This is a genomic window from Paenibacillus sp. MT86, assembly GCF_058792535.1.
Map to the genome: position 1 here is coordinate 1,685,424 of NZ_CM179499.1, position 24,764 is coordinate 1,710,187.

At 47.6% G+C, this 24,764-nt stretch carries 23 protein-coding genes and 1 pseudogene; 17 read left to right on the top strand and 7 right to left on the bottom strand.

The window, feature by feature from the left end:
* Positions 1-128 precede the first annotated feature (128 nt).
* Together AC3RCL_RS07195 and AC3RCL_RS07200 are read left to right on the top strand one after the other, a co-directional pair.
* Complete coding sequence (locus tag AC3RCL_RS07195; protein ID WP_492535041.1) at positions 129-1,505, top strand: nucleotide sugar dehydrogenase; 1,377 nt, start codon at positions 129-131, stop codon at positions 1,503-1,505.
* A complete protein-coding gene (locus AC3RCL_RS07200; RefSeq protein ID WP_492535042.1) occupies positions 1,498-3,018 on the top strand; it encodes a glycosyltransferase in 1,521 nt (506 codons plus the stop codon). Before AC3RCL_RS07195 ends, AC3RCL_RS07200 begins: the two co-directional genes overlap by 8 nt.
* 48 nt (positions 3,019-3,066) lie before the next feature.
* On the opposite strand, the gene AC3RCL_RS07205 is transcribed toward AC3RCL_RS07200, so the two are convergent.
* From AC3RCL_RS07205 to AC3RCL_RS07220, 4 genes are all read right to left on the bottom strand, one after another.
* Positions 3,067-4,014, bottom strand: coding sequence for a phosphotransferase (locus AC3RCL_RS07205; protein ID WP_015733948.1), 948 nt, complete (start codon positions 4,012-4,014; stop codon positions 3,067-3,069).
* A gap of 47 nt (positions 4,015-4,061) precedes the next feature.
* On the bottom strand, positions 4,062-5,078 hold the full coding sequence (locus AC3RCL_RS07210; RefSeq protein WP_015733949.1) for a glycosyltransferase family protein: 1,017 nt from the start codon (positions 5,076-5,078) through the stop codon (positions 4,062-4,064).
* A gap of 115 nt (positions 5,079-5,193) precedes the next feature.
* Complete coding sequence (locus AC3RCL_RS07215; RefSeq protein ID WP_015733950.1) at positions 5,194-6,108, bottom strand: right-handed parallel beta-helix repeat-containing protein; 915 nt, start codon at positions 6,106-6,108, stop codon at positions 5,194-5,196.
* Between the two features lie 253 nt (positions 6,109-6,361).
* On the bottom strand, positions 6,362-6,763 hold the full coding sequence (locus tag AC3RCL_RS07220; protein ID WP_041621942.1) for a CHRD domain-containing protein: 402 nt from the start codon (positions 6,761-6,763) through the stop codon (positions 6,362-6,364).
* A gap of 185 nt (positions 6,764-6,948) precedes the next feature.
* Between AC3RCL_RS07220 and AC3RCL_RS07225 the strand changes: the two genes are divergently transcribed.
* From AC3RCL_RS07225 to AC3RCL_RS07295, 15 genes and pseudogenes are all read left to right on the top strand, one after another.
* Positions 6,949-7,755, top strand: coding sequence for a glycosyltransferase family 2 protein (locus tag AC3RCL_RS07225; RefSeq protein ID WP_492535044.1), 807 nt, complete (start codon positions 6,949-6,951; stop codon positions 7,753-7,755).
* Positions 7,756-7,759: 4 nt separating this feature from the next.
* A complete protein-coding gene (locus AC3RCL_RS07230; RefSeq protein ID WP_492535045.1) occupies positions 7,760-8,890 on the top strand; it encodes a glycosyltransferase family 2 protein in 1,131 nt (376 codons plus the stop codon).
* A gap of 12 nt (positions 8,891-8,902) precedes the next feature.
* Positions 8,903-9,631: a glycosyltransferase family 2 protein gene (locus tag AC3RCL_RS07235; protein ID WP_015733953.1), complete on the top strand. Its 729-nt coding sequence runs from the start codon at positions 8,903-8,905 to the stop codon at positions 9,629-9,631.
* Positions 9,632-9,659: 28 nt separating this feature from the next.
* A complete protein-coding gene (locus AC3RCL_RS07240) occupies positions 9,660-10,367 on the top strand; it encodes a sugar phosphate nucleotidyltransferase (RefSeq protein WP_492535047.1) in 708 nt (235 codons plus the stop codon).
* 40 nt (positions 10,368-10,407) lie between these two features.
* Positions 10,408-11,535, top strand: coding sequence for a CgeB family protein (locus AC3RCL_RS07245; RefSeq protein WP_492535049.1), 1,128 nt, complete (start codon positions 10,408-10,410; stop codon positions 11,533-11,535).
* Positions 11,536-11,818: 283 nt separating this feature from the next.
* A complete protein-coding gene (locus AC3RCL_RS07250) occupies positions 11,819-12,646 on the top strand; it encodes a GT-D fold domain-containing protein (RefSeq protein ID WP_492535051.1) in 828 nt (275 codons plus the stop codon).
* Positions 12,643-13,977, top strand: coding sequence for a glycosyltransferase family 2 protein (locus AC3RCL_RS07255; protein ID WP_492535053.1), 1,335 nt, complete (start codon positions 12,643-12,645; stop codon positions 13,975-13,977). Before AC3RCL_RS07250 ends, AC3RCL_RS07255 begins: the two co-directional genes overlap by 4 nt.
* A 23-nt stretch (positions 13,978-14,000) precedes the next feature.
* The gene (locus AC3RCL_RS07260; protein WP_041621943.1) at positions 14,001-14,264 is read left to right on the top strand and encodes a hypothetical protein; all 264 of its coding nucleotides are present in this window, start codon (positions 14,001-14,003) and stop codon (positions 14,262-14,264) included.
* Position 14,265: 1 nt separating this feature from the next.
* On the top strand, positions 14,266-15,468 hold the full coding sequence (locus AC3RCL_RS07265) for a glycosyltransferase (RefSeq protein ID WP_192569355.1): 1,203 nt from the start codon (positions 14,266-14,268) through the stop codon (positions 15,466-15,468).
* A 22-nt stretch (positions 15,469-15,490) separates the two neighbouring features.
* Entirely contained in the window at positions 15,491-16,528 is a 1,038-nt protein-coding gene (locus AC3RCL_RS07270) for a glycosyltransferase family protein (RefSeq protein WP_492535054.1), read from the top strand.
* Between the two features lie 27 nt (positions 16,529-16,555).
* A complete protein-coding gene (locus AC3RCL_RS07275; RefSeq protein ID WP_492535056.1) occupies positions 16,556-17,689 on the top strand; it encodes a DegT/DnrJ/EryC1/StrS family aminotransferase in 1,134 nt (377 codons plus the stop codon).
* A complete protein-coding gene (locus tag AC3RCL_RS07280; protein ID WP_492535057.1) occupies positions 17,686-18,861 on the top strand; it encodes an ATP-grasp domain-containing protein in 1,176 nt (391 codons plus the stop codon). Before AC3RCL_RS07275 ends, AC3RCL_RS07280 begins: the two co-directional genes overlap by 4 nt.
* A 170-nt stretch (positions 18,862-19,031) precedes the next feature.
* Entirely contained in the window at positions 19,032-19,589 is a 558-nt protein-coding gene (rfbC, locus tag AC3RCL_RS07285) for a dTDP-4-dehydrorhamnose 3,5-epimerase (protein ID WP_492535058.1), read from the top strand.
* A 6-nt stretch (positions 19,590-19,595) separates the two neighbouring features.
* Positions 19,596-20,446 (top strand): annotated as a pseudogene (locus AC3RCL_RS07290) (dTDP-glucose 4,6-dehydratase); the annotation flags it as partial.
* A 316-nt stretch (positions 20,447-20,762) separates the two neighbouring features.
* Entirely contained in the window at positions 20,763-21,836 is a 1,074-nt protein-coding gene (locus AC3RCL_RS07295) for a YhcN/YlaJ family sporulation lipoprotein (protein ID WP_492535060.1), read from the top strand.
* A gap of 95 nt (positions 21,837-21,931) precedes the next feature.
* Here the strand turns inward: AC3RCL_RS07295 and nagA are convergent, their stop codons facing one another.
* From nagA to AC3RCL_RS07310, 3 genes are read right to left on the bottom strand one after another with little or no spacing between them, the layout of a single operon-like run.
* Positions 21,932-23,119, bottom strand: coding sequence for an N-acetylglucosamine-6-phosphate deacetylase (nagA, locus tag AC3RCL_RS07300; RefSeq protein ID WP_492535062.1), 1,188 nt, complete (start codon positions 23,117-23,119; stop codon positions 21,932-21,934).
* The gene (gene nagB / locus AC3RCL_RS07305) at positions 23,116-23,844 is read right to left on the bottom strand and encodes a glucosamine-6-phosphate deaminase (protein ID WP_492535063.1); all 729 of its coding nucleotides are present in this window, start codon (positions 23,842-23,844) and stop codon (positions 23,116-23,118) included. The genes nagA and nagB overlap by 4 nt, the downstream gene beginning before the upstream one ends.
* 3 nt (positions 23,845-23,847) lie before the next feature.
* A complete protein-coding gene (locus AC3RCL_RS07310) occupies positions 23,848-24,723 on the bottom strand; it encodes a MurR/RpiR family transcriptional regulator (protein ID WP_015733966.1) in 876 nt (291 codons plus the stop codon).
* Positions 24,724-24,764 lie beyond the last annotated feature (41 nt).

Below are 24,764 nucleotides of genomic sequence, written 5' to 3' on the forward strand. Positions count from 1 at the left end.
TCGCCGTTGCTACTCTCAGGCGTATTTCATATTTTATCAGGAGAAGGAAATTCATGATCGCCCGGTAATTTCATCATGGGTGTTTTTTGAACAAGGACTTACTCTTCAAGAAAGGATGGACAACCAGGATGAGCGAAATCTTGCATAAAATAAAAACCAAGACGGCAACGGTGGCCGTGATCGGTCTTGGTTACGTCGGACTATCTGTGGCAGTGGAGGCGGCAAGAGCCAATTACAGGGTGTACGGAATTGACATTGATAAGAATAAAACGGAACAGCTGCAACGCGGAAAATCGTATGTTACGGATATAAAGGATGAAGATATCGATTCTTTGATCCATCAGCGCCTGTATGCCGTTCATGAGTTTTCAGCGCTGGCTGAGGCAGATATCATCGTTATTTGCTTGCCCACCCCGCTTAACATCAACAGAGATCCTGACGTTTCCATGATTCGGTCAGCGGTTGATTCCATCATCCGGTATGCTTCGAGAGATACGCTCATTATTTTGGAAAGCACCACCTATCCCGGAACGACCGAAGAATTAATTAAGAATGTGATTGAAGCCAATAAGCCATGGGAAGTGGGCAAGGATGTTTTTGTATGTTATTCTCCGGAAAGAGTGGACCCTGGAAACCGTAAATTCAATGTGAAAAACACACCTAAAATCTTAGGTGGAATCACGGAGGAATGTGCACATCTCGGCATTCAATTTTACCGTTCTTTTTTGGATAACGTGATTCCCGTAAGCTCAACGGCAGCGGCCGAGATGGTTAAGCTGCTCGAAAACACGTTTCGAAGCGTAAACATTGCGCTCGTGAACGAGCTGACGCTCATGTGTGACCGAATGGGGATTAACATCTGGGAAGTGATCGACGCTGCTTCGACCAAGCCGTTTGGTTACATCCCCTTTTTCCCGGGGCCGGGGATCGGCGGCCACTGCATCCCGATCGATCCGACCTATCTGTCATGGAGAGCTAAAAAGTTCGGCTTCTATAACAAATTTATTGAATTGACCAGCGATATCAACAGCAATATGCCCCGCTATGTCATATCGCAGATTACCGACATACTCAATGACCATGAAAAGCCGCTAAAAAACTCCAACATTATATTGATCGGCATGGCTTATAAAAAGGATGTCAACGATATGCGGGAATCGCCGTCACTGGAAGTGTTCAGGCTTCTACAGCAGAAGGGGGCTGCGGTAACCTATTATGACCCGCTCATTCCATGGTTTATGGACAACGGCCACAGGATATCCTCCATAGAACTTTTGCCGGATCTGATTGCCTCCGCCGACCTGGTCGTTATTACTACCGATCATAGTACGATCGATTACCGATTTATTGCTGAGCATGCCGCTTTGCTGTATGACACGAAAAATGTGACCCGGTCGATTAAAGGAAACATCGTCTTGCTCGGCGGACATAAGCGATTGGAGAAGAGCTCATCCCCGATTGTGTCGATCAAAGATAACGGGGAAGGGAGGGAAGGGATTGATTGATGTTGTCATTTGTGTGCATAACGGTTTGAACGCAGTAAAACAATGCTTGAGCTCCATTCAAAATAACACGACACAAGAAATTAATTTAATTATCATAGATGATGGAAGCGATCAAACCACAAAGCGATATCTGGAACAGTACACACGACAATTTCACCATAAATTAATTCGACACGATAAACCGCAAGGCTATACGGCTTCAGCGAATCAAGGATTAAAACAGTCAACATCACGATACTGCGTCCTCCTCAACAGCGATACGATCGTAACCAGTCAGTGGTTGGAAAGGCTGACGGAAACCATGGAATCCGATCGCAGGATCGGTATCGTCGGTCCGCTGTCAAATGCAGCCAGCTGGCAATCCATTCCCCATCGGGACTGGAACCGTAATGGATTGGAGCCCAACTTGACGATCGAACAAATGGCCGAGCTTGTCTATCAAGCCTCGGATAAGATTTTTCCGAGAGTCATGTTTTTGAACGGCTTCTGTTTAATGATCAAGAAAGAAGTGTTAGACAAAATCGGATATTTTGATGAGAAGAACTTTCCGGTAGGTTACGGGGAAGAAGATGATTATTGCCTTCGCGCCCGGGCTGCCAACTTTAAATTAAAGGTTGCCACCCATTGTTATATCTATCATCAAAAGTCGGCAAGTTTTGGAACCGATAGAAGAAAGAAATTAGTGCAGAATGGAAAAGCTGCTCTCTATCGCAAGCATGGCGAGGAAAGGGTTCAACGATCGATACAAAAAATGGCCGTCCATCAATCGCTCAGAGAAACAAGGGCAAAATTAAAGTGGCTCTTAGCGTGCAGACGACAAATCATCACAAGTAATCAACGAAAAAACGTAGTATACACAGCGATAACCGGCAATTACGATAAGCTGCAGGATCCTTTACAAATGAGCAAGCATTGTGATTACTATTGTTTTACGGATAATCCGAAATTAAAGTCCGGAACCTGGAAAATGATTAAGTTAGATAAAATATTCGCTGATTCGGCCCGTCAAGCTAGATGGGTAAAAGTTATGCCACACTTATTATTCCCGACCTACAAACACAGTGTTTGGGTTGACGGGAATATCAGAATCGTCGGAGATATCGATCGGTTTATTGAAAAATATAGCGCCTCACCGCTCGTGTTCTACAAACATTCACATCGGAATTGTATTTATAAAGAAGCTGAGGCTTGCATTGCCTTGGGGAAGGATAACAAAGAAGTCATACTAAAACAAGTAGCCTTGTATAAGAATGCGGGATATCCGAGGGATAATGGACTGATTGAGTCCGGCGTGATCCTAAGACGCCATAATGATCCTATCGTTATGGGAGCAATGACCACATGGTGGAGACAAATTATAAGTTATAGTAAAAGAGACCAGATCAGTTTTAATTACGTGGCCTGGAAGAACAAGGTTCCTTTTACGGCGATCAATGGCAATATCCGTAATAATGAATTTTTTAATTGGAGCAAGCACCATAAGAAGCCGGTTATGAAAAGATTGAAACGCTAATATGTAACTTAGGGGCTGTTGTCGTACAACGGCCCCTTCGGTATTCCCTTATTTAATGCCGCCCAACTCCTTGCTTATCATGTCATCCTTCGCTAGTTCGTCTGATACAATCTCTTGTACTTTGGTACTCTTCAGCGGAAGTTTCATTTGCCTGATCGATCCGCCGAGGTAGAAGTGGAGGCTGTGAGGAAATATCGCATCTATATAGTAGAGTTCTTTATAAGACTTCCCTTCAGGAAATCTCGTAAAGTACTCTTTATAGTGGGAAGATAACACGACCCTCGGTAATAAATAACGGATATCCTTGATGGGAGAGTCAATTCTTGAATGCTCCAGATCAATGATCCATAAATCTCCTGATGGCGTTTTTATTACGTTTAAATGGGTTAAATCCCCATGTACAAGCCATCTCCTATTGTTTAGGGATGTGAGATGATCAGCGAGGAGGGGGGCTCTTCGGGAAGAAACTCTTATACATTTCTCAGCTAATTGTAAACAGGGTTGAATATACGGCAAGGAGTACTGGTCTTTCCATTTCATCAAATCTTTTAATTTTAATTGATATTCAGATATCCATCTGTTTATTCCATTCTTCAAGGCGCTCGGTTTTTGATTGGATGAGAGTGAACTTGGCCATGTAGCGTTTTGATGAAAATCCCCAATGACCTTTACGCGGTCAATTATCGATGCAGAACCGCCAGAAATATATCTAGATAAATAATAACGATGCTTACCATGCTTCGTACATAGTTTCCGTTGATTCGTGGCGATTACCTCCGGAACCTTCAACCCCTGTTGGGATAGCTCGTATTGTAGAGTGATAGAAGGGGTGAAGGTTTTGCTTGATCTGTAATCCGACTTAAGGATATAGGTTTCTTTGTTATCGATTACCTTCCACACCGCTTTATCCGGTTCGTCCTGAATCCATTCGATTTTCGGCTTTTTGATGTCATAATGCTGGTTAAGAACCAACGCTGCCTCTTGAATAGTAGGCATGCTATCACTCTCCATTCCAGATAATAGGTCATCATCTATTACAGGTTCTATGGTATGTCGAGCAGGCCTTGAAAAAGAGACTTCCAATTTTTCGCACACTGTTTGACCGTAAAGTTCTTGGCCACGGCCTTTGCGGCCTTTTGTGAAATTTTTTTTCGAAGTTTGGGATTGTCGATCATTTCTCGAATTCCGACGTACCAGCCCTGCTCTGTTTGAGGAACAAAATAACCCGTTTTTTTGTGGAATACGCAATCACGGTATATGGGGGATAATGAATAAATGCCGGGAATGCGGCAGGCAGCATAGTCGCGGAACTTCACATTGCTTTTGCAGCGGTAGAACAGACCATCATCCATGGGTGCAAGACCGATATCCCAATTGGCCCGATACAGCTGCTGCATGAACTGGCTGTAATTTTCATTATGTTTCCAATGGGAGATATTAGGATGCCCCTTCAATTCTTCAGGACAGTACCCGTAGAACTCCAGTCTAACAAAATCTCCGTATTCCTTAAGTATGCGCTGCAATGCAGGAATAACCGGGCGGAAAGAACTTTCCTTTTTGGCACCTTCATATCCGATCACGAGTCGATCTTCCTTTTTCGGACTGTTGGACAATTGTGTATAGGAAACATCAATGCTTCCTGGAAAATAGACCACTTTAGGAGTGAAGTGCATCTTAATCACATCGCGAAAGACGGGTGATTCTACTTTGACTGCGTGTACGTTCTTTAGAAAGTAAGTATAGGTTTCTTTATAAGCGGGTTTTGAGTATATTTGGCCAAGACGGGTGGTTTGAGGAATCGCGAGAAAATGGTCGTCAATGACGTATACGGTCTTCTTTCCCTCACGGTGTGCCCATTCTAAACATTGGAGCGCTGCAGGCTCAATGCTTCTCAGAAACAAAATAATATCATATGAAGAAATGATAGATCGGGTTACTTGCTTATGTGGAAGGATCTTGAAACTGCAGTATCCTTGTCCTTCCAGATAACGGAGAGGGGGAAGAAGAATGATTTGGTATGATGCGGTTTCCTCTGAGCCGACCACAAGAATTTTTCTCATCAAATGACCTCCAAACCATCATGTTTACGGGATGCCCTTGCGGGTAACTCAGTTGAAAAATAGTGCTTGCCCTCACGAGGAGAGCAAGCGTAAAAGCCTTACATACACTAGGAATTTAGAACAAGTTATTATCTGTACCTGTTACGGAGATTTGAGTTGGCGTGTTACCGGTGAACCGATTTCCGAATGCGGTGTTTTCATCGCCGGAAATGAGGAGTCCAAAATTCTGGTTGAACTCCATTTCGTTGAATTCCACACTGTTAAAATCGGTGGCAATTGCGATACCGGTTTGAGTGTTACGATTCGAATCGTTGGCTCCAAGATATCCGTTATCGCCGGTTGTGATCGAAACACCGGTACCTGTGTTGTTTTCCACGTTATTGCGTATCAGCACGTTGTTTGCTGCTGCAACGGTGATTCCGCTTATTCCGTTTTGCGTGACCGTGTTGCCGAATAACAGATTGTTCGCTGCGGTGCTCGAGATGCCGATTGTGCCGTTTTGAGAGACAGTATTACCAATAGCCGCATTATTGGCGCCGGCCAACAAAATACCCACACTTGTATTGCTGAAGAATACATTCTGTACGATCCAGCTGTCGGTGCTTACTACGTTGATTCCTGCAACGCCGCCTGCATCTTGAACACTGTTTCTCCAGGCTACATGTCCGGTACCGGCCGCTAAATCAATACCAATACCAAGCGTGTTGTTAATGGTATTGCCAATGATGCGGTGATTGGTACCAGCGGTAACATCAATCGCATCGGCCGTGTAGTTTTGAATGGAGAATCCGTTAATTTCAACCCCCGTAGCTGCTGTGACAATGAACGCACTTGCGGCAGCGTTGAGTCCTTGGCGTATCGCCGCACCTTCATTTTTAGCTATAACTTTTACGTTGGAAGTCGCTACAGTCACCGCCGGCTCAGGATACGTTCCATCATTAACCAATACGACGTCACCAGCGACAGCTGAAGCTACCGCAGTTGCAATTGGCGTCCCTGTAGGTGAAGGGAAGACCGAAATAATGGCCATCACGTCTACCTCCTCATATAGAATTGATTAAGGTTTTTTGTATTCTTAATCTAGTAACAGTTAATGCAATGGGAGAGATGAATGTAAAGGCAGATGGATGAGATGAAACGCACATTTTTGAGAGGTTGGAAGAACAGATAGATTAAAACCTACGTTCCCGCTGCCAAAGCCGACCAAGTGTAAAACCCTCCGCTCTATGCACAGTTGGAGGGTTTTCTTCATAAAACGTATATACAAATAAGATGATGTGATTTTATCGCCGAACCTGCCCGCGAATTTCACCATTCGGATTTTGGATCGTATGAACGTTCACATAGGCATTGCCACGCTCGAATTCACGGATCAGATCTCGAATCGTTCTGTCTTGCAGAGGACCGATCAAATCCTGATTCGTCAGGACACCCTGAATAATCCCGCGTCTTACGGTTATACCGAATTTTGACGGACCGAACAGGAATGCGACAATGGGGCCGTTTTGTCCGACTCTTCCGAGATGGATATGAGCTTGGGTCACTTGGCTGATATTTCGAATAACAAGTCTGAATCTTAGCTGAGTGCCTGTGTTGTTGAGCTGAAAAACAATATTCCCCGTGGCCCGCGTTCTAACGGCGGGTACCTCGTTTCTGCCTAATAATGTTGCCCTGAATGTTCTGATAGGTCTTCACTTCCTTTCTTTTTGATGTTCTAGTTTATTCGATATCGATAGAGTTGGTATGTTTATTGGTCCATCCGCTCAACCCAATTTTATTCGGTGTAAGGTACGAACGCCGTTACAGTAAATAAACCTATACATAAAATGAGGAGGAAGTGTCCTTAATCCCAACTTGGCAGGTGAGAAACATGTCGAAACGAAGTCCTGCGAGTCCCGTTAACAGAAAAAAGAGGGGAAGATCCCTGTCCCGGATCATAAATGCCCAGTCTCCGAAGGTATCCGTCATCATTCCTGCCATGAACGAAGCGAAGACCATTGCGGCAGTCATTCGGCAAGCCAGCCAAGTGCACTCCGCCACAGAGGTTATCGTTGTTGCTAATGGTTCAACGGACGGTACGGCAGATATTGCTCAGAGCATCGGAGCGAGGGTGATCCACTTGCCCTTTCCGCTTGGTCATGACGTGGGACGAAGTATCGGCGCTGCAGCGGCTAGAGGAGACATCTTGCTGTTTACCGATGCAGACATCGTAATAAAAACAAGTGATTTGACCCCTTTAACGAAAGCTGTGGAAGAGGGGGTGGACGTGGCTTTGAACAAGTATTTGGGTCCGATCGATAAGCATCACGTTCACAGCGTTATCCTCGCTAAGCATACGTTAAACATTTTGGTATCCAATCCCGATTTGAAAGGAGCTTCACTGACAACCATTCCACATGCAATGAGCCGAAAAGCAGTATATTTGATTGGTATCGACAATTTGGCCGTTCCTCCGAAAGCTCAAGCAATGGCTATTTATAATGGTTTGAAAGTACGCGGGATCCATTACGTGGATGTAGGAAAAAGAAATCCCCGGAGGGGTAGAACCAGAGGGAATGATCCCCTTGAAACCCTGATTGTGGGGGACCATTTGGAGGCAATAAATTGGTTAATCTCTCAATCCGGCATGCGGGGAAATCGATCGGATCTCGCACGAAAAAGAGAAAGCGTGTGGTGATGAGATGGTGCGAAGAAAGCGGAGACGAGGTATGATACCCGCCTCAAGTTCTTTAAGGAGAGCAATGAAACGCATAAATAAAAGAGCAAGGACCAAGAGAAAACGGAGCGGTCATAAATTGGGGGCTCTTATTTTCAAGAATCGCCGGATTTCAAACGGAGCGGTCGACAATTGGAATGAGAGAGCTTATGCTGCCGGTTATCAGCAAGCGGCCCATGAAGTTTCAACAACGGCGGATACACCCCCACATATCAAAGTGAACGAGAGCTGGAATCGCTGGTACCATTCAGTCAAACCACTGCCATGGACGGTTTATCACGCGGCGGCATCAAAATTTGTGGAAGGACACAGCAAGCATACTGGAGTATATCTTGGAAATGCAGTACTTCTGCCAACGGATAAAAGAGTAGCGGCGATCGTCCTGGTGATGAACGAGAAAGATACGATTATAAAATTGCTGGAGCAGCTTCATCGGCTGCCGCTTCATGAAATCATATTTGTGGTGAACGGATCAACCGATGAAAGCTTTGAAATGATCCGAAACCAATCGAGAGCCATTATTGTGCACTATAAACAGGCTTTGGGACACGATGTTGGCAGAGCGGTCGGGGCGAAGTTAGCCGATTCTGACATTCTGCTGTTCCTTGATGGAGATGTTCCGATATTAGCCGAGCATCTCGTACCTTTCATTGATGCCATTGAACAGGGTAGTGATATTGCCTTAAATAATATTTCTCCATGGATCGGGATGTTTTCCGAAAGAGATTACGTAACAACGGTTAAGGAGTTTATTAATCGATCCATGGGCAGGGCGGATCTCGAAGCCAATTCGCTTACAGCGGTACCTCACGCGATGAGGAAGGAAGCTGCCCAGATCATCGGATACGCCAATTTATCTGTCCCACCGAAAGCGCAAGTCATCGCCCTTGAAAAGGGTTTAAAAATAAACGCACCGGCCAGTGTAGACGTTATTACAAAAAATCGGCTCCGAGCTCGAAATGTCGGACAACAAAACGCGGTTTCCGACTTGATCATTGGAGACCACATCGAAGCTCTCAAGACGGTATTCGACTTAAAGGGGCCGCGGCTATCTTTTATGGATCAGATTAGACAAAGGCAGCTAACCAAGGTTTAGAAGGTGGTAGCTATGAATAAAACAAGTATCATTATTCCGACTTTCAATGGCAGGGATCTGCTAAAGGATTGTATTTATTCGATTAAACGCCATACGAATGAGCCTTATGAGATCATCGTTGTTGATAATGGTTCCTCCGACGGTACCGTTGATATCTGCCGTCAGGAGGGGATTACCTTCATTTCATTGGCAAATAACATTGGCTTTCCAGCCGCATGCAACAAGGGTTTGAAAATTGCAACCGGCGATACGCTGCTTCTGCTGAATAATGACGTCATCGTCACCCGCAACTGGTTGCAGAATATGTTGAATTGCTTGAACAGCGAAACCAATATCGGGATCGTCGGGCCGCTTACCAATTATGCGAGCGGGAAACAACAGATCGATATGCCATATACCAGCTTAGAGGAGATGTCGAACCAGCTGAATGAGCCGGATGCCAGTAAGTGGCTTCAAGTGGATCGAATCGTGGGCTTATGTTTCCTGTTTAAACGGGAATTGATGGATCGGATCGGACTGCTGGACGAACGTTATTCACCAGGTCATTTTGAAGACGATGACTATTGTTATCGGGCCAGGAATGCGGGATATACGTTCAGGATTGCGGGCGATGTTTTCGTTTTTCATCATGGGAGTGCCAGCTTTGCCAAGCAGGACATGAGTCAAGTGAAGCATCTTATCGATACTAACAAACAAAAATTCATGGATAAATGGGGCGTCGATCCAACGATCTATGTATAATCATCTATTTTGCGAAAGGAAGGATTATATGAAGGGCGTCATTCTGGCAGGAGGTACGGGTACCCGGCTTTATCCACTGACCAAAGTCATAAACAAACATCTGCTGCCTGTCGGGAAAGTTCCGATGATATGTCACGGAATCGAGAAATTCAAAAAAGCGGGCATTGAGGAAATTCTCATCGTGATCGGCAAGCAATCGGCTGGCCTGTATACAGACCTGATCGGCAGCGGAGAAGAATGGGGGGTAAGCGTCACATTTAAAATCCAGGAAGAAGCCGGGGGGATTGCCCAAGCATTATACCTTGCCGAACCGTTCATAACACCGGGCGAAAAGTTCGTTGTGCTTCTTGGCGATAATCTGTTTGAGGATCATCTAATCACCTTTGTGCAAGCTTTTGAAAAACAGGCCGCTGGAGCGCGCGTACTTCTGAAGAAAGTTCTTGATCCGAAGAGATACGGTGTTCCCGTCTTGGAGAAAAACAACATCGTTTTGATCGAAGAGAAACCGGAGGAGCCTAAATCCGATTATTGCGTAACCGGTATTTATATGTATGATTCGACGGTGTTTGAAACGATCCGAACCATAAAACCATCGGCACGAGGCGAATTGGAAATTACCGACGTGAATAATGTGTATGCATCGAAGGGGCAGCTTACCTATGACATATTAGACGGATGGTGGACGGACGCCGGAACCTTCCAGTCCTTGTACCAAGCCAGCGGCCGATTGTGGTGAACCCTATTTCGGGAATGAATAAATCCGGAGGCCTGACCGCATGAGAACAATGAATGAGCATTTGCTGCTTCAGGGGGGAGAGCAATCCGCCCAGTTGGAAGGATACAGAAAAGGTTATTCAGTGGGACGGAGAGAGGGATACAGGCTCGGTTTTTCCGATGCGGTAATAAGGTCCTTACCCAAGGAAGAGGAGCAGGTCCGCGATCTCCGTATTCTTTATGTCACTGCAGGCATTGGCGTTCCGTATCCTGCGCTGGATCAGGCGGTGACTGACGCATTAAAGGGACTGGTTCGAAGTCTCTTGGTCGCGAGCCCTTCAGAAGATATCGTCCATTTGGCTAAGAAATTCCAGCCGGACCTAGTACTTGCTTTAAACGGTGTCGTTTTGGAAGCCGATTCGCTCAAAGCGCTCCGGGATAGCGGATTTAAAACGGCCATTTGGTTTACGGACGACCCGTACTATACGGACTGGACGGTTTCCATCGCTCCCCGTTACGATTATATTTTTACGCTAGAATCCAACTGCGTGTCATTTTATCGCGATCTAGGTTGTCAGCATGTGTATCACTTGCCTTTTGCAGTCAATCCGAACGTATTTTATCCGAAGCATGTGCCGACCTCCAATCAGACCGATATTTGTTTTATCGGAACGGCCTATTGGAACAGAGTGGAGTTAATGGATCATCTGGCCCCGATATTGAATAATAAAAAAGTCGTCATTTCCGGATGGTGGTGGGACCGGATGAAACATTACGCCCAGCTGTCCGACAAGATTAAGCTCGGCGATTGGATGACGCCGGAGGACACGGCAACGTACTACAATGGAGCCAAGATCGTCATCAACCATCACCGTTCATCCGATGACGATACAATCAACGCCAACAGCAGAAAGGTAAAGGCGCTTTCCGTCAATCCCCGCACGTTTGAAATATCCGGCTGCGGCACGCTTCAGTTATCGGATATCCGCCACGATATGGATCAGTTATATTCCCCTGGTACGGAAATAGAAACCTACGGCTCTTATGATGAACTGATGGATAAAATCGACTATTACTTGCGTCATGAGGAAGAGCGACAGCGAATTGCTTTAAATGGCTTGATAAGAACAAGAAAGGATCATACCTACCATAAACGATTGAGTACGATGCTTCGTATCATTTTTCCTTGAGTCAAGCCAAATTGGATTGTTATACCCGTTTCCTAATGAGTTCCAAAGAATATATTGTGCGTAAGACGGGGTGATCATCATACGGCAGCACTTAGAGAAAAGAAGACACAGGCCGGTAAAGAGGCGACATAAGCGAAAAGTTATTCTTCAGAGAACAAAAGGCCAAACGCCAAGCGACTGTACCCAGAAATTGCTGGAGCAAGCGGCAGCTTCGTTTAATGAAGGCTTTGATACCGGCTACGACCAGGCGATGATGAGGTCGCGGCATTCGGAACCCGAAACGATGGCAAAACCAAGCTCGGGAGAGGAGTACGCGAAGGGATTATATGAAGGAGGAGAAGGGATCGTGGACTCGATACTCCCGGAGCTAGAGATTCTTCCTGAAATTTCGGTTCGCCAGATTATCGAAGCTGGTATGGAACAAATGAGTTCTCAATATTATCGTCTTCTAAGCGCGGCGGAGGTTGCAAGGAGGCTTAACGAAGCTTTGGATTCAAGCTCCCCGTTGTCCGTTATCCGCTTAGGGGATGGGGAGCTGCTTACGCTTGCGCAGGAGTTGGTTTTGAACACGGACGAAGTGCGTAAAGAAGGACATTTTTTAAGTTATGCCGGTGTTCGTTTACCTGATCTAAAAGCAAGAGATATGTTGGCAGCCTCCGTGAGAAAGGCCGATATCGTTGGCATTCCCAAACTAAGATTGCCGAACTTTCAACCTCTGGGCTTTTCGGTTTTTAAAGCGCATGGCATTGATTATCGAAAGTTGCAACTAACGTTATCGACGGTCAACTATGCATTGCATTTGGAAGGTTTACTGGGAGGGACCCTAGCAGGACGTCGAGTTCTCGTGGTGGGCAATTCCGCTCCCGGTCTTTCACGGGTGCTGTCGGGCCGCGGAATCGAGGTGGCGGGCACGGTTTCTCCCGTGGAAGGAATCCACGATATTCCCAGAATCATGGATGAAATTCGAGGGCATTCATTCGACATCGCGCTGGTGGGCGCCGGCATTCCGGCTGTTATCATTACAGAGCGAATTGCCTCCGAGCTCGGAAAGGTCGCTGTCGATTTCGGACATCTGGCTGATTCCTTAGCAAGCGGGGAAGCAACCTTATGAACCGCATCAGCCATCATAAAACGGACGGTTACAACGACGGGTTTAACAAAGGCTTCCATTCCGGCTACAAGGATGGATACAGCCGGGGGCGGCATATGGGAATATCCCAATTCAGGAATGTTTTTGAGGGTACAAGTATCATTATACCGACCTATAATCAGCTTCCTTATTTAAAAGAATGCATTGAAAGTATCGCCCAATATACCGGCACGCCGTATGAACTCATTATTATTGATAATGCATCCGATGACGGAACTGCGGAATTCCTCAAATCTTCCCAAGGGCTTCGCTTTCGAATCAATGAAGAAAATTTAGGCTTTGCAGGAGCTGTAAATCAGGGACTGATGATGGCAAAAGGAACAACGTTGATGATCTTAAATAATGATTCCGTTGTAACGACCAACTGGCTCTCGAATTTGCTCGTCTGTCTGCACAGCGACCCGCAGTTCGGGATTGTCGGTCCGGTGACAAATTATATCAGCGGAGAGCAACTTATTCATGTCAGCTACCACGATATCGCCGAGATGCAGCAATTCTCCAAATCATACAATCACACTAATGCCCACAGCTGGACCGTTACAGAACGCTTGACAGGTTTTTGCATGTTGATCCGACGTGATGATTTTTACCGATTGGGTTTTTTTGACGAGGGCTTTGAGATCGGCAACTGTGAAGATGACGATTATGGGCTGCGTGCCCGTCTTCTTGGAATGCAGCTCATTATCGCCAAGGATACGTTTATTCACCATTATGGCAGCGTCAGCATGAAGACGTTAAATTCCAGATTCGAACAAGTGTATGCGAATAATCTTACTTTCTACTCCAGCAAGTGGGAAGATCCTCATGAGATGTTGTCCCTGAAGTGGCAGCGGAGCTTAAACCGGGACATGAAGCTGCGGACCGTTGATATGTATCCGACGTGTGTCTTCGTGACAGGGGCAGACTCGGTAATCTATTGGATTGAGAACGGAATCCGGCGTCCGATTCATGGAGCCGTCGGCATTCAGGCAGTACGGGTTTCACAGGTTGATCTCCGCTGCTGGCCGCTCGGGGATCCCATGGCTGCGGAGGAAGCCGTTGGGCGTATGAGGACTGTGTATTTTCCATCCACGGAATCTTGGGAGCAAGAAGGCAAACTGATCAAGCATAAGAACGGCAGCGTTTATCAGTATAAGGGGAATCGGCTGCAGCGATTCATGAATCGGCTCGTCTTAGCGGCTTGGCGCCTTGATTTTTACGAGCCGCTGCTAGTGAACGAACACGAAATCCAGCAATATGGGGAGGAAATTCCAATCATTTCTCCTCCGGTGATTAAGGCGGATAACATTTAATTAAAGAGAAAAGGGTGAGACGGATGAGAGCAAGGAAAAAAAATGGCGGTGCTGCGTTGAAGAGAAAAGGAATCCGTGGAAGAGGCTTAAGAGGGAAGGGGGCGAATCGAGTTTTTGGGGGAAAGAGAAGAAAAGGTCCAGGAAGAATAGCTCCGAGACAAACGGCTGCCGAATACAATCAATCCTATGATGCGGGGTTTGATAAAGCGTATAACGAAGGATTTAACGTTGGTTATGCGGAGGGTATGGAGGCCGGTCATCAAGAAGCTTATAAAGGAGAAGGATAAGATGGCTTTAAGAAAAAAAATAAGGCCTCGAAAGCGAGCTGGAAAACGAAAACACCATCCTGTTCGTCTTAGCGCATATCAAAAGGGCAGTTTAGACGGTTTCCAGCGGGGAAAAGAGGAAGGGCTCGCTCAAGGGCGCGCCGATGCTCAGAAAAGGTCCCAAACCGCTGTTGCCGTCATCGAGACGGCTCTGCCCAAGATGGACGTTCTGGTTATCGCGGCAGGCATGATACCGTCGCTTGAAATCGGCGTTATCCAGCCCCTCCAAACGCTGAATAAACAAGAGAACCTGCAATTCGACGTGAAACTGGAAACCGACGTGACCCACGAAATGATTGCGGCCGCGAACACGATTGTATTCGTTCGCAATGTGGAACCGGCGGCCTATGCATTACTAGAGCTGGCCCATCAGCTGAATAAAAGGACGGTCTATGTTATTGACGATAATTTCCTGGAGATTCAGCCAACAACTCCGGTGGGCGAATATTATAATGATCCGATCCGTCGAGAGACGTTTATTAAGTTTTTGAAAAACACGCAAATCATTAAAGTCGATGCACCTGATCTCGGCACCTATATTCATGAGCGGTACAATAGACACGTGATTTACTTCCCTGCCAGCATCGATTTTGAGTGGCTGGACCAGAACGAGAAGGCGGATAAGGATCAGGGGCAAGTGGTCATCGGTTATGCAGGAGGGGACAAAGAGGAAGATTTCGTGCCCGTCATTTCAGCGTTGAACAAAATTTTGGATTATTATGGAGGATTCGTGAGATTAGAATTTTACGGCTATCTTCCGCCTTCGCTGGCTGATCATCCAAGCGTCAAATATGAAGGCGGGGGGATGGAATACAAGGAGTTTTTGAAAAAGCTTAATAAGAGCAACTGGAACATCGGGATTGCGCCGCTTGCCAACAATTCATTTAACAAGGGGAAAACGAATACCAAATTCCGTGAATACGGTGCCTGCGGCATTCCGGGCATATACTCGAAGTCTCCTGTTTATACGCATTGGGTCGAGCAGGGCGAAACCGGCTACTTGGTTGAGCATACCGAGCAGCATTGGTATGAGGGAATCAAGGCCATGATTGAAGATCCGACGATGCGGCAGAGAATCAAGGAGAATGCGCATAGGTCAGCCCGGCAGCATTTTTCGCTTCAGACATGCATCGATAATTGGAAGAGATATATCTTCAAAACGTAAAATCGGGGGAGAGAGCGGGAACATGGGGAAAAGAGGGAAAAGAGGGGATATAAACGTACTCATCGTCGGATCGGAAAAAATCGCATCCTATAAAATCGGCATTGAGCAGCCCCTCCGCCATCTGGAGAAGATGGGAGTTTGCGACTTTGACGTCAGATCCGATGATGAGATGGACAGATCAAGGCTGGCTGTAGCGGATATCGTCCTCTTCTTCCGAACGGTTCAGCCCGAAGCTTATAAGTATCTGGAGATGGCCCGGGAGATGGGAAAAAAGACGGTGTACGTGATCGACGACCATTTTATCGCGATGTCTCCGGGTTCGGATATGGGACGATATTATCATGATTCTTCACGAAGAAAGACGTATGTTAAATTTCTGAAAAACGCCCAAAGCGTAAAGGTTGCTTCCAGTTTTTTTGCCAAACATCTTGAAACGCATTTTAGTCCCCAAAAAATAATCTATTTTCCGGGAAGCGTTGATTTCTCCGTTTTTTCCGGTTTGAAAAAGAACCGTAAAGAAGAAGGGAAAGTCGTAATCGGGTATGAAGGCGGAAAAAAACAAGTGGCTTTTGAACCTGTTATCGGGGCATTGAACAAAATCATTGGGAAGTACGGGGATAAACTCAGAATCGAGTTCTGCGGGTATGTTCCCGATGAACTCAGGGAGAAGCCGCAGGTGTTTACGGAATCCTACGATGAGAACTATAAAAACTTTCTGAAGCGCCTTTACCGTTCCAACTGGGATATCGGGTTAGCGCCGTTGGAGCGAACGCTGCTGCATGATTGCAAGAGCAATAACAAATTTCGCGAATATTCCGCTTGCAGGATTCCGGGTATATATTCTTCTTCTCCGGCTTACGAGGAATGGGTTGCCGGGAAGGAAAACGGCCTGATTGTATCCGGTGAGAGCGATGATTGGTACGAAGCCATGGTCCAACTGATCGAACAGCCGGAACTACGGCAGAGCATCGCGGAGCGTGCGGAACAAGTAGCATGGGCGAATTTTTCAGTGGAAGCTTGCGCCGAACGATGGCGTTCACAAATTCTAATGTCGGAATAACGTGGGATTATGAAAGGAGAGGTTCACTTGGACCATAAGCTGATACCCGTTCTTCAACCGAGTATAGGTCAAGAGGAGATCGACGCTGTAGCAGATGTTTTACGGTCAGGATGGCTTGGACTTGGCCCCAAAACGGAACAGTTCGAGCAGGAATTTGCCAAGTATGTCGGCAGCCGTTTCGCGGTTGCGCTCAATTCTGGTACGGCCGCGCTCCATCTGGCCATGGACATTTTGGGTATTGGGCCGGGTGACGAGGTCATCGTGCCTTCCATCACGTTCATATCCACAGTCCATGCGGTTAGCTATGTGGGAGCAACGCCGGTTTTTGCGGATATTGAACCTGATACGATGAACATATCGCCGGAAGATATCAAGCGGAAGATAACAGATAAAACCAAGGCAATTATCGTCGTTCACATGGGCGGGCATCCCGGCGATATGGATACCATCCATGAGTTGGCGCATGCCAATGGAATCAAGGTAGTAGAAGATGCTGCGCATGCATGCGGCGCGGAATATAAAGGCAAAAAGATCGGCTCCGTCAGCGATATCACATGCTTCAGTTTTCATGCCGTCAAAAATTTAACGAGTGGTGAAGGCGGCGCAATTACCTGCAATACCGAGTGGATGAACCGTAAGCTGCGTGAGAAGAGGTGGGTAGGCATTTCCCGCGATACGTGGATACGGTCGTCACATGAGAAGGTGTATGCATGGCAGTATTTCGTTGATGACGTAGGATACAAATATCATATGAACGACATGCAGGCTGCCATCGGGCTCGTTCAGTTAAATAAGCTGAGCCAATTGAACGGAAGACGAAAAGAAATAGCGGCTCGTTACCAATCCGAACTGAAGGATTTGGAATGGCTGGAACTTCCTCGTGAACAGCCGTATGCTCAAAGCTCCTGGCATTTGTTCCAGGTTAAATTCAGCAAGGAAAGCCAGAGGGACCGTATGATTGGACACTTGCAGGAACACAATATCGCGACGGGCGTCCATTATTATCCGTGCCATCTGCATCCGAGCTACCTGCATCTCAAAGCGATCGTGCCGCTCTCCTCGGAGATCTGGAAAAGAATTCTGACCCTTCCTATTCATCCGAACATTACGGAGGAGGACTTGGATCGGATCATAACCCGTATAAGGGAGTTTAAGCCATGAGAAAACTGTTGGTTCTAGGTGCGGGAATCTCCCAGCTCCCATTAATTGAAACCGCGAAAAGAATGGGATTATACGTTATTGTTGTGAGCCGACAAGGAAACTATCCCGGGTTTGCCAAGGCAGACAAGGTTTACTACGAGGATACGACCCATATGGATAAGATTGTCGAAATCGCCCGGCATGAAGGAATTCATGGAATCTGTACAACGGGTACGGACGTGGCCGTCAAGTCGATCGGCAGAGTCGTGGATGAATTGGGAGTAAGCGGATTGAGTTACGAATCCGCTCTACTCTCCTCAAATAAATGGAAGATGAAACAGGCTTTTATGAAACATGGCGTACGAACGGCACGATTTCTGAAAGTCCAAACCTTGCAGGAAGCTTACAGCGCTTTCGAAGTATTGTCGCCCCCGCTTATCTTTAAGGCAGTGGACGGGGGAGCAAGCAAGGGCATTGTGAAGGTTGCCGATATGGCCCATGTGGAATACGCATTTGAAACCGTGCGCAAGGATACGAAACTGGATTTTTTCATTGTTGAAGAGTTTATTGAAGGAACCGAGTTCGGCGCACAGGCATTCGTCTACGATAACCAAATTCAATTCATCATGCCGCACGGGGATTTCGTCTTTTATGGGGATACCGGTGTTCCCATCGGTCACTATGTCCCATATGAATTGCCCGAAGAAGTGCAGCACGATCTGTTTTCCCAGTTGAAACAAAGTATCGAAGCGCTGGAATTAAATCATTGCGCAATCAATGCGGATTTTATTTTGAAAGACGGGCATGTGTATGTTCTTGAAATCGGAGGCAGAGCAGGAGCTACATGCTTGCCCGAACTGGTGTCCACTTTCTATGGATTCGATTACTATGAGCAGATCATCAAGGCTGCTCTCCGCATGAATCCGTCATTTCCCACTCAGAATTCACAGCCTTGTGCTTGTGAACTACTGATCTCCGACAAAGATGGGGATATCACGGGATTTGAGAACGGAAATGATCAGCATGAGAATATTATTCAAATATCATTTGATTATCATATAGGCGAGAAGGTAAATAAATTCAGGGTTGGCACTGACCGAATCGGCCAGATCATCGTGAAAGGGGACCGTTTGGAAGAAGTGCTGAGCCTGCTGGAAGAAGTTAAAGGGAAGATAAGAACCGATTTAGGTTAGAACTTATATATATCATTGCGAAATCCCGATCTGCAGCGGCGATCGGGATTTTTGCATGGGGGAGCGTATGCCTATATCCTAATTTGGGATTAGACATATAAATAATCGAGAGAGCAGCAACCGGACGTTTTCGGTAAAGCTCTCTCTAATCCATGTACCGGAGGCAGCAGATGAAAATCACGGATACAAAGCTCCAAGGCGTGAAACGGATTGAACCGGCCGTTCACCAAGACCATCGGGGATTTTTTATGGAAAGTTTCAATGATCGAGTTCTTAAAGGATGCGGCATTAACGACCATTTTATTCAGGACAATCACTCGATGTCACGTGAGGCAGGTGTTATTAGAGGGCTGCATTACCAACTGTCTCCCGAGGGACAGACGAAATTGATCCGCGTTGTAAGCGGGGCGATCTATGATTTGGTCGTTGATATTCGGTCGGGCTCCCCTACCTATGGACAATGGCAAGGTTTTATCTTATCCGCAGCCAATTTCATTCAGCTTCTCGTTCCCAAAGGGTTTGCCCATGGTTTCTGTACCCTTGTTCACGATACGGAGGTCATATACAAGGTCGATGCCTACTATTCGCCAGAGCATGATCGGGGAATAGCCTGGAACGATCCGGATCTCAATATCGATTGGCCTGTGAACAAAGCTGTTCTCTCTGAGAAAGATTCAAAACATCCTCGATTGGCTTTGGCAGAAAATAACTATATATACGGGGGGTGAGGTCGCATGAAGATCGTTGTCACAGGCGGTGCGGGATTTATAGGCAGTAACTTTATACGATATATACTGTCTCAACATCCGAATGACGAATTTATTAATGTGGATAAACTAACGTATGCCGGCAATTCAGGAAATCTGAGCGAGGTGCGGACGAATCCCAAATATCGTTTTGTGAAAGCGGATATCAGAGACCGGGCAGCTTTAGAACCCCTCTTTAAGGAGGGGGTTGATGCGGTCGTTAATTTTGCGGCTGAGTCCCATGTCGACCGCAGCATTTTGCAGCCTGAATTGTTTGTCTTGACGAATGTGGCAGGAACTCAGACGCTCCTCGATCTGTCGAGGCAATATGGAGTCGTCAAGTTTGTCCAGGTCTCTACTATAAAGTCTATGGCACGCTGGGAGCCACCGGCCTATTTACCGAAGAATCACCGCTTCAACCGAACAGTCCGTATTCTGCAAGCAAAGCAGGCGCCGATTTTGATGGTTCGAGCTTATTATGAGACGTTTGGATTACCGATCAATATCACGCGCTGTTCAAATAATTACGGCCCATATCAGTATCCAGAAAAGCTAATACCGCTTATCATTTACAATGCTTTGCATAACAAGCCCCTTCCGGTATACGGCGACGGTTTGAACGTTCGCGATTGTACGTGGAAGATCATTGTCGAGCTGTTGACCTGGTTTTGCGCCAGGGCGTCGACGGCGAATTATATAATATCGGAGGACATAATGAACGGAATAATTTGCAGGTTATTCGAACGATCCTGTCTGAACTGAACAACCCCGAAACCTTGATTCAGCATATCCAAGATCGTCCCGGACATGACCGCCGTTATGCGATAAATGCAGATAAGATAAGGAAGGAACTCGGTTGGGCTCCTCAATATCATTACGAAAGCGGCATTCGTGAGACGATTCGATGGTATCAGGAGAACATGGCTTGGGTGGAACAAGTGCTTGAAAAGTCAGCAGACAGCGGTCATTAAGAAGGACTTCTTTAATTGAATGATTAGTTAATGAAATGATCGCCGATGATTCCATCGGCGTTTTTTGTGCATAAATGGCTGTAGCGCATTTTTCTCCATGTTAAAACCTTTCAGCATACCACTTCTGCCGCAAGGTCATCCTATACGATGTTAACACACTCATTATAGAGATGGAGGATGAAACATGATTAAATCCAAGGCCTTCAACCTGACCGTCTCCGCGGCATTACTGCTTAGTATGGCTGCAGTAGCAGGATGCGGTAACGCCAATGACGGCAACACCACACGTACGAACAATGTGGACGGTGGCCGTGTCGGTGTGAAATCCGTGCGCAATAATAACCTGCAAGTGCGAAACACGCAGCAGCATGACCTGACGAACCTGAAGTACAGCAAAACGCTGTCCAAAAAAGTGTCGGATATCAGTGGCGTGGGACCTGCGCATGTTTTCGTGACGAATCACACTGCCTATGTTTCGCTGTCCAAAGATGGCGCAAACATAGGCAGTATTGACGGGCATGTCACAGGCTTAAGCACTCCAAACCGTTATACAGACGGCCGGACGACGACAGGCATGAACAGAACAAATGTTAGGAACCGTACGTTCGGAACTTCGAGCACGGGCAGCGTGGGCCTGCTGAACAACATAGCTAGGGGTACAGAACGTGTCGTGGGAAATACCACGCGTGCTGTAGAAAACACAACAGGGCTTGGTCGCACGGCTGATAACCGTGGTTTCGGCGTTAATGGAACGACAACCCATGGCGGATTTGGCGGCAGCAATTATAATACGTTAAACGGCACGCGCACGAACGGTCTTATGGGAACTAACGGCACGCGTACCAATACCTTTACCGGAACAAACGGCGCAACCAACGACACGTACATGGGAACAGGCATCAATGGCGTTCCTTATGGGACCTACAACAATAATATGGGCATCATGAGCAACAATCGTGAAGAAGTGCCTCAGCACCTTCGTCAGGAAATAACGAACAAAATTCGCAAAACCGCTCCACATATCAGTCAAGTATATGTTTCCGCAGATGAAGGATTTTATCAGCATGCCCTTCGTTTTGGAACGGATGGTCATGCAGCGAACACGGTTGGTACGCTTTCGCGTGATTTCGGCTCTTGGATCAACCGCGTTTTCCCGTTGAACCTTGGCGGCCGAAACGGCATGAACGACACCCGCGGCAACCTGATGAAGAACGATACGGACGACGGTTGGTTTGGCGGCAATCGAAACAGCCGGTAAAACCCTTATACCAAAAGGAGCTGCCCATTAGGATTGAAGTCATCCTAACTAAGGCAGCTCCTTTGCTTATTTGCAATGCGTGTTAAGGTAGCGGATTAATGCTTGCGTACTCCTTGAATCCAAACGCCTTGCAGCTCCAAGTCGCTGGAGAGCACCAGGACGTCGGCAAGTTTGCCGGACTCAAGGGATCCGGTGCAGTCATCGATGCCGATTTTTCTGGCGGGATTGAGGCTTCCGACCCGAGAGGCCTGCTCAATGCTCAAACCGACCTCTCGGACCAGCAGCTGGAATCCTTTGATCATCGTCAGCGTACTCCCAGCCAGGCTATCCCTGTTGCTCTTTAGCGTGGCGATGCCGTTCTCGACAACGACCGGCAAATCGCCAATCGTATATTCGCCGTCAGCCATTCCGGTAGCGGACATTGCATCGGTGATCAGAATCAGGTTGCCGTCCTGTTTCATGCGGGCCAGAATCCGAATGGCAGCCGGGTGAACATGGATGCCGTCGGCGATGATTTCGCAGCTTAGGCGATCATCGCCCAGCATCGCACCCACCACGCCAGGCTTGCGGTGATGCAGTCCTGTCATCGCATTAAACGTATGCACGCCATGGCTCAGTCCTGCCTCCACGGCGGCCTCCACTTCTTCGTAAGTGGCATCCGTATGACCCAGTGCGGCCACGATCCCGTGGCTGCTGAGCCAGGAGATGGCCTCCAGCGCTCCTTCGCGCTCCGGTGCCAGGGTCACCTGCCGGATCAGATCCGGGTATGTGGACACCCATTCTTCCAGCCAGTCGATATTGGCATGGACGATATGCTCCGGATTTTGTGCGCCTGGCCATTTCGGACTGATGAAAGGGCCTTCCAGATGTGCGCCTACCAGCTTGGTATAAGGCATGCCTTGGCTGCGGTACTCGTTAACTTCGCGAAGCACGTGGTCGATGGCTGCCTTCGGCGCCGTCATCGTGGTGGCGAGCATGGACGTGGTTCCCTGGGAGCTGTGGAACGACGTGATTTTATCCAGGACATCCTTGCTTGCATCCATGAAATCTTCGCCGTTGCCGCCGTGCACGTGGATATCAATAAATCCGGGAATAATGTAGCCGCCGGGTTGGTTGATCACTTCCGCTGCAGCCTGCTTAAGCTCGGCTGGGAGCCCGGAAACATCTCCGGCGTAAGCAATGTCCTCACCTTTGATCGCCAGCACGCCGTCTGCACAGAAGCCGTCTGGCGTCAAGACTTGACCGTACAACAATTGGACCGAATCTTTGCGTTCGCTGCTCATACCAGCAGTCTCCCTGCGCCTTGATCCAGAAGGACGACTACGTTCGGATGACATTGAAGCAGCGATGCCGGACACTCTGTGGTAATCGGCCCCGTCAATGCGCGGTGTACGATTTCCGCTTTATCCTCTCCTCGAACGAGCAGGAGAATTTGGCGGGCCTTCATGATGGTGGCAACGCCCATGGTAATCGCGTAGGTCGGGACATCGTCCAGGGTTGGGAAGAATCTTGCATTCGCGTTGCGTGTTTTTTCTTGCAGCTCAACCACATGGGTACCGCCGCTTAAGGATTCGCCAGGCTCGTTGAAACCGATATGTCCGTTATGTCCAAGGCCGAGGAGCTGAAGATCAACCGGCCCGTATTCTTCGAGCATTTTGTCGTAATTCAGGCATTCTGCTTCCGGATCGGCAGCATTGCCGTTCGGTACATGGGTGCGATCCATCTGGATGTCGACATGATTGAAGAACTTCTCATTCATGAAAGTGCGGTAGCTCTCGGGATGATTCTCCGGAAGGCCTACATATTCGTCCAGATTATATGTCGTGGTTTGGGCGAAGCTGACCAGTCCCTGACGGTTCATTTCAATCAGCTTGGCATAGAGCCCAACCGGCGTGCTTCCCGTAGCCAATCCTAGCGTGGCGCGCGGATTGGTGTGCAGCAGGCTGGAAATCAGGTTAGCGCCTGTTTGCACGAATTGTTCTTCGTCGCGGAATGTGTAAATATTCATTGGTTATTGTCCTCCTCGGCTTTTGCGATAATTTTGAACATTAAGATATGATTGCTCCAGACGGGGGACATACGTGGAGAAGTCCCGGCTGGCCATTCCCATGAACAGGATGTCTATAATGTGAAGCTGAGCGATACGCGAAGCCATATCACCCCGGCGCATACCTTCCTCGAGCGACGATGAATACAGCGTAATATCCGCCAGGGCGGAGATCGCGCTGCTCCGGTAAGAGGTGATGCTGATCGTGAAGGCGCCGGCGTCTTTGGCACAGGCCAATGCATCGATGGTCTCCGGCGTTTCACCGGAGTAAGAAACGGCAACGGCCACATCGCTAGAGGTCAGTGTAGAGGCTGACGTGATCTGCATATGGGAATCCGCAAAAGCGGTGCAGTTTTTTCCGATCCGGATCAGCTTCTGGTAAAAGTCCTGCGCCACGATGGAAGAGGTCGCCACGCCGTACAGATCAATGCGTTTCGCGCGGCACAGGGCATCCACGGCGCGCTCCAGCTGACCCAGATCAAGCAGCTCCGTCGTATCGCGGATGGAAGTCAGATGATTGGATTCGATCGCCTCGACGATCCCGGCCAGCGGGTTGCCCGCCACGATGTCCTGATAGCGCGTGTTTCCCGTGCGCGAGGCCATTTCGGCATGAGCGATCTCGGCCGCAAGCTTGAGCTTAAAATCAGGATACCCCTTACACTGAAAATTCTTACAAAAACGGGTTACGGTGGCAGCGCTGACCTCGCACTGATCGGCAAGATCCTTAATGCCCATATGCACAATCTCGGATGGGGCTGTCAAAATGAATTCCGCGAGCCGTCGTTCCTGACGGGGCAGACTTTCCTTTTCGACAGAAATAATATGCAAGATTGGTGTCATCACAAGCCTCCTTCAAGGTTCCCGGTGAGCTTATTGCCTGG